We start from the raw sequence: 13,224 nt of genomic DNA, 5'->3' as shown, positions 1-13,224 counted from the left end.
GCTTTTTCGTGAACGGCTATCGTTTCTTGAATCGTCGAGGAGTGGATCATAAAGCCACGTTCTGCCTTAATACCTTTGAGTTGGCTTTGCAGGTCATACGCACTGAGATAAAGCGAGTGAAAACCAAACTCCGGAATAAAGAAATGTGAATAATAGGCGGTTTCTTCATTGGCAGCATTCCACACCTGATTCACCTCAAACGCCATACGTTCAAGAATAGGCTTGTGTTTATCCTTGATACGAACTTTGAGGGTTTTGAGGTGGGTGGCTGATTTCATGATGTTGATTATACTACAAAAGGTGCTAACTGCTATTACTGTAGTACTACCCTTCATCGGCTGTCGCCGATCGCCTTATATCCCCTAGCTGAAGCAAGGGGCTTTACGGCTGGTTCGGTAAACGAAGGGGGAGGGGATCGGTTGACAAGCTAGTGATAAAAAAATGAATTATTAGCACCAATCCAAAATTTCTAACCGACTGATTCCGTGTGGCTGGTATGATTTCCGAGTTTCCTGCTATGCTCCGCTCCAAGTAAAGCAAATGAGTATGTTTGCTTCTATTGCCTAATTTGGAGTTTTTATGTCGACACTTAATAAAACGGTTCGTCTTTCTACGCAAGCGACCGAAATTGCGGTGGCTGCCCCGCAAGTCATTGCAATGCGCACCGCTCGTCTATTAATGGCGGGAGTTAATCCTAATGCGAAAGATCAGCACGAGTTTTTTCAAATGGGCGCTGAAAAAGTCGAAGCCTTTGGAGAGGCTTGGTTTGCTATGACGACCCAAATGTTGAGAGTGAATCAAGAATTCATGATGATGTGGGTGAATGCTTGGAACCCTTACCGTATAGGCGGGCTGATGAGTCGGCCTACTAGACGCTTGGAAACAGAAACCCTTAAAGTCTTGAGTAAAGGCATTACGCCAGTACATAAGCGTGTCGTGTCTAATGCTAAACGCTTATCACGTGGTTAATGCTCTAATTCTAATATAGAGAGGCATGAGTGAAGCTCATGCCATCCAGATGAAGCTTCCCATGCGTCCAGTCTTTCCATCACGGCGATAGGAGAAAAAGCGCTCGCTATCGGTGTAGGTACAATAGTCCCCCCCATACACGGCTGTAACTCCCACATTAGCTAAGCGTTGTCGCGCAATTTGATATAAATCGCCTAGCCATTTACCTGCTTTAGGAGCCAGTTGAAAGGCGGATTCTGCTTTAGCATCGATGGCAATAAATTCAGCTCGCACCTCTGCACCGACCTCAAAGGCATTAGAACCAATCCCTGGGCCAATCCATACCAGTAATTCAGAAGGTGGTTCTTGAAAGGCTTGCACCGTTTGTTCGAGCATACCATCACATAAACCGCGCCAACCTGCATGGGCGGCCGCCACTTTAGTACCTGACTTATTACAAAATAGTACTGGCAAACAGTCGGCCGTCATGACAACACACACCTGCTTAGGTTTTAACGCAATGGAGGCGTCAGCAGTAGGATAACAGCTCCCACCGCCCTCCATGCCCATCACTACCGTACCATGTACTTGTTTAAGCCATAGCGGTTCACTCGGTAGTTGTGCAATATCCCCCACTAATTGCCGATTACGTGCTACAGCCATAGGCACATCGTCTACATGATCCCCTAGATTTAAACGGTCATAGGGTGCTGCACTGACCCCACCTTGGCGGGTCGTGGTAAAGGCGTGAATATTGTGTGGGGCTGGCCAATCCGGTAGTAACCAACCTTGTTTTAAAAGGGCTGCTTGATTCATAAGTACTTGTTACCCCTATTAATTAGAGCGCTCACGCTGCAATTGTAATACTTCTTCTAGTGGTAGCTCGGCAAACTCCACAATTTGCTCAAGGCTAAAGGTTCCAGCACTTAATAATTTACGCGCGATAGCACGAGCCTTTAGTAGTTGTCCTTCTTCGAGTCCTAGCTGTTTACCTTCTTGTAAGCCTAATTGTTTACCTTGTTCAATACCTTGCTCGATACCTTTTTCAATACCTTGTTCGATGCCTTGTAGCAAACCATCTTGTAGCCCCCAATTATAAGAGGCAAATTTTTTAACATTCACTTGGGTTAGCATTTGTTTGGCCTCATGCAGATGTGATTGTAGATCACGGTTATCTGCCAACGTTTCTAGCATTTCAAAGTAGTTGCGGAAACTACTTTCATCCTCTGCTGTTAATTCTTTTAAACGCGTGACAATGTAATTAACCATTTCTTGTACAGGGCGTTGTTTAAAGTCACATAAGATAGCCAGTACTAAAGCATCGGGCGTATCCTGTGCCAGTAACACACTGCAATCTACGGTACGCATATCTAAAATGGCGTAACGATAGGTAAATAGTGGCTGAGTAATCTCAGCAGCCATTTCTAGTGGCTTTTTACCAATATACACCAAATGTTGGTGGATAGGCTGATGTGGGTATTGCAGATGTAAATCGGTAAAGTACCGCAACATACGTGTTGCCATTTCAGGCTGATTAGCATTTTGAATTTCAATATGTAAGATAAAGGACTCACCCGTAAGCTTTTTACGCATCCGAGCCACTAAGTCGGCACGACGTAACTCGACACGCTGATGCTCTGTATCTAATAATTCAACTGACTGTAGATCTACATCTAAATGCAGTAATAAATTAGCAATATCAGCGGCTAGATGGCTCAGTACTTGTTTGCTAACAATATCTTTGTTTCCCATCGTTACCTACTATCCTTGAGCCAAGCGCTCATCCTCAGCGTGTAATAAGTCTAGTAAGTCTGCCATATCGTCTGGCACTTCTACCTCCCACTCCATCTCTTCGCCCGTCACTGGATGCTCTAAAGCTAATAGGGTGGCATGTAGTGCTTGGCGTGGGAAGGTATTTAACGCATTACGTAGTTCATCGGAAATACCGGCGGGTACTTTAAAGCGTCCGCCATACACTTGATCGCCTACAATCGGCATATGATGAGTGCTTAAATGCACCCGGATTTGATGGGTGCGTCCGGTTTCGAGAGCGACTCTTAATAGGGTGTGATTGGTAAAGCGCTCTTCCACGCGATAATGGGTAATCGCTTCGCGTCCACCTTCTTCTAATACTGCCATGCGCTTACGATCTGCATGATGTCGCCCAATATTCCCCTCGATAGTACCACCTGCAATGATAGGGCGTTGTACTAAGGCCAGATATTCACGTGCAACAGTACGTTCTTGCAGTTGATTCACGAGGGCAAAATGTGCCTCTAGGGTTTTGGCAACTACCATTAAACCCGACGTATCTTTATCCAAACGATGCACAATACCCGCACGCGGAATCTGTTTTAGGGCTTCATTATGAAAGAGTAGGGCATTGACTAAAGTACCCGTCCAATTACCGGCGGCAGGATGAACGACTAAGTCAGCGGGTTTATTAATGACCAGAATGGCGTCATCTTCATACACAATATCGAGGGGAATGTCCTCTGGTTCAAATTCGGTCTGTATCTCATATTCGGCATCAATTTCAATGAGTTCGCCGCCTAAGAGACGCTCTTTAGGCTTAACAACTTTACCATTGACTAATACCCCATCCGCTTTAATCCATTTTTGCAATTGGCTGCGGGAGAACTCAGGACAGAGGGTCGCAAGTACTTGATCTAAACGTTGACCGGAAAGCTCCATAGGAACCGTGTGGGTAATCTGCTGATTTTGATACATCTTGAGCGGCTTTGTGGCTATACTAACAAACTTTGATCCATCATACGTGTTATTAAGCAAATGTCGATAACCACAAAAATGTTTAAGATGCATCTGCGCCGCAGCTATACGGTTTTATTCGCGGTAGTACTTGCGATGGTACTGGGGGCTTGTTCATCTCAGAGTAGTAAAGAAACACCAAAGGTTGATCCTAATAATTCCTTAACTGCCGATCAACTCTATTCCAAAGCACAAAAGGCGACTAAATCGGGCGATTATAAAACCGCGATTTCGTTGTTTGAGACCTTAGAGGCACGTTTTCCTTTAGGGCCTTATGCTCAACAGGCGCAATTAGAGGCGGCCTATGCCTATTATAAATACGACGAGCCAGATTCGGCCTTAGACGCCATTGACCGCTTTGTGCGGATGAATCCTATGAGTAATAAACTGGATTACGCCTTATATTTGCGCGGCTTGGTGAATTTTAATCGGGGTAGTAGTTTAGTCGATAAGGTATTCCCGCGTAGTATTGCTGATCTGGATATTGTGCGCCAAAAAGAAGCCTTTCAAGATTTCTCAACGCTGATCAACCGCTTTCCTAATAGTCGCTATACCGGCGATGCTAAACAGCGTGTGCAGTATTTACGGAATACTTTGGCTTATTCAGAGGTCAATGTTGCTAAATATTATATGGAGCGGGAGGCGTGGCTGGCGGCATTTAATCGTGCGGAGTATGCGATTAAGCATTATCAAGGTTCGCCTGCGGTGATTGATGCCTTAGAGATTAAAATTGTAACGGCACGCAAAATGGGTAAACCCGATTTAGCAGCGGATAATCTCAAAGTATTAGAGGCTAATTTCCCTGAGCGAGCGGCAAAGTTTCGCTAAGCGTTAGGGTTTGAACTCAGCAATGGCGTGGTAAATAGGCTAGGCCATTGTTGGGCTTTGTCGCGTATTACTGTAGTATTAATTACTTAAATTAAATGCTGTTTATTTTCTTATAAATCAATTGTTATATTTTAATGCATCTGCTATTTAATTAGTGGGTTATGTTTTAAATAAGCATCATGGGATTTCTCTCTAGCTCGCGCAATACGGGTTATTTATTTAAAGCTGTTAATAATCTCCTGCAATATTGGCTTGAATATGTCTTCTGATCTAATCGATTTTATCAGTCCATCTCCAGCGTAATCTTCTGATCCTACTAAAATAGAAAATGTATAGATTTTATCATTTATTTTTAAAGAACCTATGGCATACTTATCTTTTATGTTACGAGCATCTGTATCATAGGTTCCTGTTTTGCCAATGATAACTTTACCACCCTTTAGTTTGGTTGCGAAATGCAATGTTCCTTTGGGGTGAGTGATCGGGGACTCAAGGGCTTTTAATAGCATTTCTTTTTGCTCTTGAGTGGTTATATATTTATCAATCTGTATCGGTGAAATTGGATTATTGTTCTTATGATTTTTATTTCCACTTAAGTAATCATTGTTTTTTGCTTCGGTTTGAAGATCATTATCGTAATGAACAATTGTGGTCTGATTAATTAAGTGAATTTCGTGACCATCATTTTTGCCTGCTATGAAGCTCATAACACTATCAATTAAGTCGTGTGTGTAGCTTGGAGTTTCCATCAAGCTTCCAAAACTCATATCCTCAAGTTTTGCATTGATGTCTTTTCCATTTTCGTTGGTTATGGCTAGGTTTGAGTAAAGAGCATCAATCTCATTATGGCTTGGCCTTTTTTTATTTAATGCCCAGATCAATGGTAGGTTTTTTGATTGGGCAATCGTTTCAAGCAATGTGAACTTGACTGAGCAGTCTTGTACTCCTTTATCTCTACCAGCATTGGCTCTGCCGTGATAATACTCATTGCAATATTTTGTATCTAATTTGTCACCTTTACTTAGCAGATATAGTAATGCTGGTATCTTTGCAATACTGGCAATTGGACGTAGTGGTTTGTTCAGTCCTATCTTTTGTTCAATAGCACTTGCTCCCTCCCTTCTATAATACCTTACTAAGTTTCCTTTTATATCGGAAACAGATACTCTGATACTGGCATTATTATGATCTTTTGGATTCTCTTTATTAAGTGGGAGAAACTTATTAAATTTAAAATTATTAGATAGTTTTGCTAAAGCGTTATCTATGTTTCTCCTAAATTTATAATCATCGGCGAGTGGTAATGAAAGCCTAATTTCAGATATTGATTCGGAGTCATCTAAGCCCATTTTGACTAGGTTTATTCTTATTAAGTCTTTAAGCCCATTTGCAAAATAATCAAGCCTAGAGCTTAAGTTCGCATAAATTTTTGTTCTATCTGTTTTTTCATTTTTATCGCCATCTTCATAAAAAAATTCTTTAAGATCACTTGGTATTTCTGGATAAAAGGGAGCATCTTCTAATTGAGAAAATTGATTATCAATGATATTACGCTCCATAGCTGATATTTGATCGCCCATCATCTCTATAACCTTACGTGCAGCATTAATTCTATTTCTCCATCGTTGGTTTGGTATGTTTGTTTTCTGTATTATACATAGATCATTTGGACTTGAGTTTAATAAATCTTTATTCTTTTCTTCTAATATTGTGGTCAGAGTGAGTGGAAGTGATTTTTGCTCATCAGGATTATTTTCTTTATCTTTACAGAATGATCTTAACGCTTTGTACTCCTCTCCTGATACACTAACTTTTTCACTATCACCCCTAAATAAAAGAGGCTGATAATAGGCAGCAGCTAATATAGCTTGCTGTGCTAAATTTAAATCTGATGGTTTTTTCCCGAAAAGAACAGCAGATGCAGCTTGTATTCCTATTAAATCACCATGAACACCAGTTATAATAGGTACATGCATTGCGCTCCATCTTTTAAACTCTTGACCATCATTTTTTGCCAGATATGGAAATAAGTCTTTTGCACTTCTATACTCAACTAGTTTCCGACATAATTTTGCAGATTTGTTGAGTGGAAACCCACATTCTTTAGAGCGATTTCGTTCAATCTCAAAGTAAGAACTCCCATATAAAGTTTTGGTTATTAGGTTCATTGGGGAGCTTCCCCCGCCTTTACCAATTAGAATTTTTAATGATGATACCAAATCAATTCCTTTATATGAGTGTAATGAGCTATTATTAAATGAGATATTTCTACCTTCTCTTTGTTTTAAAACACGCCAGAAAAAATCAGGAATCTCATCTACATATAGAGACTCAGGCCTATTGAGAGAAATTTTATACTCTCCATCTTTATCATGATCAATAAAGTTATCAGGTGATTTTTTATTAGATGGCATGATTCCAATAAGATTATTTTTTGTATCTCTTACTGCAATTGCAGTTCTATACTGATGAAGTTTAAGAAGAAATTTTTTATTTGCCTCGTTAGGTGGAGATGAAAGATACATTAATTGTACCAATATTAATAATATTGGTAGGGCTAAAATAAGTATAAGTACAATTGCTGTATATGTTAACCAGCTTGGTCTTCTTATTGTGCGTGGTGGTGGTATTTTTGCTTCCCTAGGAAGCTTAACCGGGGTCAGTAAAGTGGTCGTTCCGAGTTGAAAAAACTCTTTTAGTAAAAGCAATGATGTATCAAAAGTATTAATTATATACTTAGTAGGTAATACAATTTTTCCATACAAGTTGCTTTCATTCTGAGATGATCGTAGCGATCGTAGCCATATTTCTTCTTCTATAGAGTTAGATATTTTTTTGAGCTTTAGTTTGCTTAAGTAAACCAACTCCTTTATTTTTAAGCTATGCCCATGTTTTTTTAAGCTCCAGTATGAGTTGCTCATAATTATACTACATCATTTAAATGTTGAAAGGAAAGCTCTATATCTCTCCAAACCATTCTTGGGAAGAAATAAACAGATACCAGTTTACCCTCATTATCACTTATGTTGGATTCCATCTTTCCGATAAAATCTGGTAGTGTTTTTTTATAGGATATATTATGAAATTCTTCTGATGGGGTTTTGATCTTTAACAACCTTACAATATGATTATCATCATCTTTTGATTTTACTATTATTACTCCTTTGTCTAATTGATGAGCAGAGTTAATTTCACTCTTAATTGAATTTATACTACAGTTCAAGGTATTATTTATGTCAATAAAATCTTTTGTAGAGAAAAATTTCCCCTTATAGTTACCACGTCTATCTAACCTTATATAGTTTTTATTTTCACGATGGTAAATAAAACTTATTGATATTATTAGTATTTCTACTAGAAAACCTAGTATAAGTGCAATATAATCATTAATTGTGAATTTTGTACTATCATCGTTAGTTTCTTTGGATGTTAAACTAGCTACAATATCAAAAACTCTTTCTTGTAATTCTCTTGTGTTTGTTTGATCAAATAATTTGACTTTTTCAAGCATTGGAAGAGCCTTAAAGCTTTTAAAAATGATATCAATTTTATTATCTATCTCGGAGTCAGGGCATGCTATAATAACTCCTTCTTTATTTTTTTCGTTAGTTTTCCTATTTTCTTTATAATGCTCATTAAGTGTCTGATGTGTACTTTCAATAGTCGGATTACTCTCATTAAAATTATTTAAAGTATTGACAGTTTGATTCATTTTTTCCTCAAGTTGATTTATTGTTTTTATATCGTTTGATGGATAGTTTTTTATGTAAGATAAGAATAATTTGTTTTGCTCTTCAACTTTTTTTGATAGTAGCTCAATATTTTTTGCTTGAGCTGTAAATACTTTCTCTTCATTAACTCTGTAGCGACTCCTTGGGCCTGGTTTTGGTGTTGAATTGTCGCCACAGGTGCCTCCCTCTTTTTTCTCAATATCAGCTTTGTTTTTTGAGTACTCTGCTAAATTAATCATTAAATCTTTTACCAAAGAAAATGAGCTATTATAAGAGTAAATATTATTTTTAATGCTGTTAATTTGCTCTTCTAATATTTTATTACTGTATGCTTCTGCACTCATCAGTCGATAGTAAAAAGTGTAACTAAAAAATGCACTAAATAAAAAAGAAAATATTAATAATATTAACCAAATAATTTTACTCAATAAAAATCCATTATTCCAATCAAAAACCTCATGCGTGGCCTTAATTAAAATAAATGCTTGAATAAAAAACAATGGAACTGAAAATAAAAGTATATCAAGATAAGATGCATTTTTTATTGATCCAAAAATATAGCCTATTACTCCGTTTATTGTTGTTAGATATGTTATAATGACAAATACCCATATCATTACCAATTGCAAATGCTTAGAGCGAACTAGACTTTCATATAACCAATTGAGAGGATATAGCATTTTGTGATAGCACCTTTAGGGTTATCTGTACTATAGGATTAAGTACTGCCTTGATTAACAGTAACGGAACTAGTCCCCTTTAGGGTAATAACAGGCAAGGGGGTATCACTAGAGGTGGTAGTAGTCACACTAGCGCCACCACAACAAGCTCAAAAAGAACACCAGAAAAATAATCAACAACCCATGACTAAAAAAACGCATCACTATCACCTCATGAAACTCGCAAAAAAACGACTAGGAACGATATTCTAAGCCCCAAACCCGATCCAAAGACCTCGTGTTATCAAAGCGTTCGGCATTCATCACAAACGCCAGATTCGGCTTTAACTTCCAAGCCCCGCCGACATGCACCCAAGCCTTAGTCTGCTTAGCACTAGTGCCATACTCATTCCCATTCACCGTCACCTTAAAGGGATTATCCTTGAGTGGCCTATACGCACCCACACCAATATTAAACTCAGTGCGCGTATCGACCGGATGATGATAAGTCACCCCCAATAACACCTGATCCCCAGTTGGCGTGTGTTTAATCGCATCCCCCACCTCCTGAGCAATTTGCTGCTCAGTCCGTCCTATAGGTGGAGTCAGACTCAGTTGTACATCGGCCTTACCCAAATACGCCCAGCCCAAATCAACACTGAAACGATTGGGCTTATAACGAAACAACACCTCAGCACTATCCTTCTTGCGGCTGACACCCGCACTCAGCGCGGAATACCCCAGCCCAGAAAGTGCTGCGGTATCAAGCTGTGCCTTAGGCTTCACTTGGGTATAAGAAACTTGGACAGAAAAAGGGCGAGCACTCAGACCACCCGCCAACAAGACACTAGGGAAACACAAACCAATCAATACTAAACATCGCAACTCACGCATAATTATCACTCGCTTAAGATTTAAATTAATTAGATTTATTTGTATTGATTTTATTTTTATGATGAGGTCTATAAATTAAGCTAACTAGTTAATAAATTTGGCCTTATCGATGAGATATTAACTAGGACTGAATAGTGATAAAAGGGGGGAATTCCCACCTTGAAAATACAAAAATCATACCGCAGGATAAAAGAGATTCTTTCTTGGAGAGATAGATATAAATTATTTTTATTAGCCGTTTTTTGGATTAAAGGCAGGAATGTCTAATAGAAGTAAAAGCAGGTTTTGAGGTAAAAGCCGCTCATGACCAATTTTTCTTAGGAGGAGCCTCCTATCTTGAGCTAGGTAAAGGTTTATAGGTACTCGTATAAATCGACCATACCCATAATATAAATGAGTTCGTTGGTAGTGATATCACCGAACTCTTTACGAATATTACTCCAAACCTTTTCGGCATATTTGGGTGTAATACCATAAGTTGTAGGTATAGCCTTCATAGGTAAACCCTCTAGAGTATGTTTGACTACTTTTTTCTGAGTTTCATTTAATCCCTGCAATAGGGGTAGTAGGAAAAAACGCAATTCCTCTCTAGAGTTAATGATTTTGGCATGGTATTGACTGGATAGCTCAAAAAGTTTATCCATGTGTAAGCTTTTTAGCTGTTGAAAATGAGTAGCACAGGGATTTTGGCTAATCACAGAAATACCCGCAACCGCATAAGTACCGTGGAGTGCTGGTATAGAAAGGCCGTAGTAAATTCCAAAGTTTTGCCTAGCATCTTCAGTAACTACTCTTTCCTCAGAGGTTACATGATCCGCATTAATTTCTTCCCACCAATCAATAGGCTTTTTTTTACGATTTTGTAAAATAAGACGTAAGACAAAATCATGATTGCCATAATTATTTTTAATGTAATGTGCTACAAAAGGAGCCAGAACATTAGAGTAGTGTAGCACAGGTTGAATCTTGCTATTAAGATACATAGGTTTAGGGTAGAACGAGTAAAGCACGCCATCGAAACCTAGTTGGCTAATAGTTTCGGTCAAAAGGGCAAACTCACTACCAAACACATAGGGTTGTGGTGAGGCACAGGTATAATGAACCATGTGGATATACTGACACTATGAATAATACACATCTGTTTTTTAACAGCTTTTTAAGCTTTAGTCTACTATTGAATTAGTGTGCGCCCAATCTATGGCTAAACTAATCCCTTGTAGGTGCTGTTTAGATAAATTAATCATCATCAGGCGTCTGATAATTATCTTAGAAGAGCAGGGCGGTTTTTAAGTGTCACTGTTACTGTTAGCTGTGCCACAACATTTAGAGTTCTAACTATTTCAATGCTGCTAAATCACAACCTCTAGGCTTATAACAAACCGTGAAATAGATATGCTTTTATATTGTTTTTCATACTAGGCCAGTGTAATTAGAGTAGGGGATCATAACGTTATGAAGGGCATCGATATGTCACACTGGTTTAATGATAATTCACAATCTATTGGCAATACGCCGCTGGTCAAACTCAATCGCATCATTGGTGATGCGAAAGCGACCGTTTTAGCCAAGATTGAGGGGCGTAATCCTGCTTACTCCGTCAAATGCCGCATTGGGGCTGCCATGATTTGGGATGCTGAAAAGCGCGGAGTCCTTACCGCAGGCAAAGAGCTAGTGGAGCCGACGAGTGGCAATACCGGCATTGCCTTAGCCTTTGTTGCAGCCGCGCGGGGTATTCCTTTGACCTTGACCATGCCTGAAACTATGAGCATTGAGCGGCGTAAATTACTCAGTGCCTATGGTGCCAAACTGGTATTGACCGAGGGGCCAAAAGGTATGAATGGTGCAGTAGCTAAAGCCGAAGAGATTGCCGCATCTGATCCTAATAAATATGTATTGCTGCAACAGTTTAAAAATCCGGCTAACCCCGCCATTCATGTGGCAACCACAGGCCCTGAAATTTGGGAGGCTACCGATGGCAATATTGATATTTTTGTCTCTGGTGTGGGGACAGGGGGCACTATCACTGGAGTCTCACGTTATTTTAAAGAAGTAAAAGGCAAAGCCATTCAATCGGTGGCAGTAGAACCTACCGCAAGTCCGGTACTGACGCAAAAACGCAATGGTGAGCCAATTAAACCAGCCCCTCATAAGATTCAAGGCATTGGTGCCGGGTTTATTCCTGAGGTATTAGACTTATCGTTGGTCGATACGATTGAGCAAGTGACCAATGAAGAAGCGATTGATTATGCTCGCCGTTTGACGCGCGAAGAGGGGATTTTAGCGGGTATTTCATGTGGTGCTGCGGTCGCTGTGGCGGCTCGTTTAGCTCAACGGGCGGAAAATGCCGGAAAAACGATTGTGGTGATTTTACCGGATTCAGGCGAGCGTTATTTAAGCTCGGCCTTATTTGACGGTATTTTTGATGAGAAAGGCTTATTGCTTTCTTAAAACACGAGTGCAATCGAGCCTACACAACTTGTCAGGCTCGATGAGGTAGTGAGTTAGGTAAAGTTGGCTTTATAGGCTTGAGCCAATAGGCTTGCCATCGTGTTATAGCCTTTGCCAGTAAAATGGATGCCACTCACCTGAGCCTCTTCTAAAGGCACCGCCACGGCGCGGGGATCGGCTGCTGCGGCTGCATCTTGTCCGGCTTGAATTCGATCAATCGAGGCAGCCGACATCATTTGCTGCTTATCGCTTAAACGTCCAATAATAAAGGGTAGATCCGCTACACCCGTGGTAGCACGCACATCTTTGATAAATCGAGTTAAGTTTTCACCATAGGCATTTTGATTAACGAGGGGGGAGAGTGCATCCGACTCACCCTGATGCCAGAACATCCCCGCAATTCTAATGTCCGCGTTGGGGTTATCCTTTTTTACCTCAGCCAGATAACTGTTTAAGTCTTTTTGAAAGGATCGATACACTGACCCATCGGCTCGACTGTCATTAGTGCCATCGGCTTTCCATTGCGCGTAGAGATTGGTGCCGCCTTGGGTACTTTTAAACACCTTGATTTCATGTTGAGCGGTATCCGCCCCTAGTTCGGTTTCGAGTGCTTTTTCTAAGCGTGGTGCGCCTAATCCCCCCGCATTTGATTGCCCACCGAGTAGGTAAATATCAATCACTTTAGTCGCTGGAGTTGTAGTAGGTGTGGGAGCTGGGGTCGGTGCCGGTGTTGGTTGATTGATCTGAGCTAATAAACGATTTAAGAGCAAGGTCATTAATTGCGTCATTAGCTGCGGATGAGTGTTAAAGGCCGTGAGAAAGTTAGTGTTCGTCGTATGAGTAGAGGACTGACGGGAGATAATCGGAGTACTAGGTTGTACAGAGGATGTGAGTGGGGTTGTGTATAAGTTGCTCATAATATTAACTTGTGGGTAGTGGCCTAGTCA

11 protein-coding genes and 1 pseudogene are annotated in these 13,224 nt (G+C 40.1%); 3 read left to right on the top strand and 9 right to left on the bottom strand.

Annotated elements, in window-relative coordinates; all coding sequences use genetic code 11:
* Nucleotides 1-278 (bottom strand): annotated as a pseudogene (locus A3IK_RS19215) (RNA-guided endonuclease InsQ/TnpB family protein); the annotation flags it as partial.
* A gap of 301 nt (nt 279-579) precedes the next feature.
* On the opposite strand from A3IK_RS19215, the gene A3IK_RS20365 reads away from it, so the two are divergent.
* Nucleotides 580-969, top strand: coding sequence for a polyhydroxyalkanoate granule-associated phasin (locus A3IK_RS20365; RefSeq protein ID WP_020560024.1), 390 nt, complete (start codon nt 580-582; stop codon nt 967-969).
* Nucleotides 970-1,005: 36 nt separating this feature from the next.
* On the opposite strand, the gene pgeF is transcribed toward A3IK_RS20365, so the two are convergent.
* From pgeF to rluD, 3 genes are read right to left on the bottom strand one after another with little or no spacing between them, the layout of a single operon-like run.
* Nucleotides 1,006-1,764 carry a peptidoglycan editing factor PgeF gene (gene pgeF / locus A3IK_RS0110950; protein WP_020560023.1) on the bottom strand — a complete coding sequence of 253 codons (759 nt, stop codon included), beginning with the start codon at nt 1,762-1,764 and terminating at the stop codon, nt 1,006-1,008.
* An 18-nt stretch (nt 1,765-1,782) separates the two neighbouring features.
* The gene (locus tag A3IK_RS0110945; protein ID WP_020560022.1) at nt 1,783-2,700 is read right to left on the bottom strand and encodes an RpnC/YadD family protein; all 918 of its coding nucleotides are present in this window, start codon (nt 2,698-2,700) and stop codon (nt 1,783-1,785) included.
* Between the two features lie 9 nt (nt 2,701-2,709).
* Entirely contained in the window at nt 2,710-3,678 is a 969-nt protein-coding gene (rluD, locus tag A3IK_RS0110940) for a 23S rRNA pseudouridine(1911/1915/1917) synthase RluD (protein ID WP_020560021.1), read from the bottom strand.
* 60 nt (nt 3,679-3,738) lie between these two features.
* On the opposite strand from rluD, the gene A3IK_RS0110935 reads away from it, so the two are divergent.
* The gene (locus A3IK_RS0110935) at nt 3,739-4,545 is read left to right on the top strand and encodes an outer membrane protein assembly factor BamD (protein WP_245539476.1); all 807 of its coding nucleotides are present in this window, start codon (nt 3,739-3,741) and stop codon (nt 4,543-4,545) included.
* 215 nt (nt 4,546-4,760) lie between these two features.
* Here A3IK_RS0110935 and A3IK_RS0110930 read toward each other — a convergent pair whose 3' ends face one another.
* The 4 genes from A3IK_RS0110930 to A3IK_RS0110915 all read right to left on the bottom strand — a co-directional run bounded on the left by A3IK_RS0110930 (nt 4,761) and on the right by A3IK_RS0110915 (nt 10,935).
* A complete protein-coding gene (locus A3IK_RS0110930) occupies nt 4,761-7,466 on the bottom strand; it encodes a transglycosylase domain-containing protein (RefSeq protein ID WP_020560019.1) in 2,706 nt (901 codons plus the stop codon).
* Nucleotides 7,467-7,468: 2 nt separating this feature from the next.
* Nucleotides 7,469-8,956 (bottom strand): hypothetical protein, encoded by a 1,488-nt coding sequence (locus A3IK_RS0110925; RefSeq protein WP_020560018.1) that lies wholly within the window; start codon nt 8,954-8,956, stop codon nt 7,469-7,471.
* A gap of 234 nt (nt 8,957-9,190) precedes the next feature.
* Entirely contained in the window at nt 9,191-9,829 is a 639-nt protein-coding gene (locus tag A3IK_RS0110920; protein WP_020560017.1) for a hypothetical protein, read from the bottom strand.
* 353 nt (nt 9,830-10,182) lie between these two features.
* Complete coding sequence (locus A3IK_RS0110915) at nt 10,183-10,935, bottom strand: helix-turn-helix transcriptional regulator (RefSeq protein ID WP_020560016.1); 753 nt, start codon at nt 10,933-10,935, stop codon at nt 10,183-10,185.
* A 346-nt stretch (nt 10,936-11,281) separates the two neighbouring features.
* On the opposite strand from A3IK_RS0110915, the gene cysK reads away from it, so the two are divergent.
* On the top strand, nt 11,282-12,277 hold the full coding sequence (gene cysK / locus A3IK_RS0110910) for a cysteine synthase A (RefSeq protein ID WP_020560015.1): 996 nt from the start codon (nt 11,282-11,284) through the stop codon (nt 12,275-12,277).
* A gap of 53 nt (nt 12,278-12,330) precedes the next feature.
* Here the strand turns inward: cysK and A3IK_RS0110905 are convergent, their stop codons facing one another.
* Nucleotides 12,331-13,194 (bottom strand): sialate O-acetylesterase, encoded by an 864-nt coding sequence (locus tag A3IK_RS0110905; protein WP_110690408.1) that lies wholly within the window; start codon nt 13,192-13,194, stop codon nt 12,331-12,333.
* Nucleotides 13,195-13,224: the final 30 nt, after the last annotated feature.

This window comes from Thiofilum flexile DSM 14609 (genome assembly GCF_000380185.1).
Lineage (GTDB): Bacteria > Pseudomonadota > Gammaproteobacteria > Thiotrichales > Thiotrichaceae > Thiofilum > Thiofilum flexile.
The sequence above is the reverse complement of the archived record's forward strand: the minus strand, read 5'-3'. Positions and strand labels throughout refer to the sequence as shown.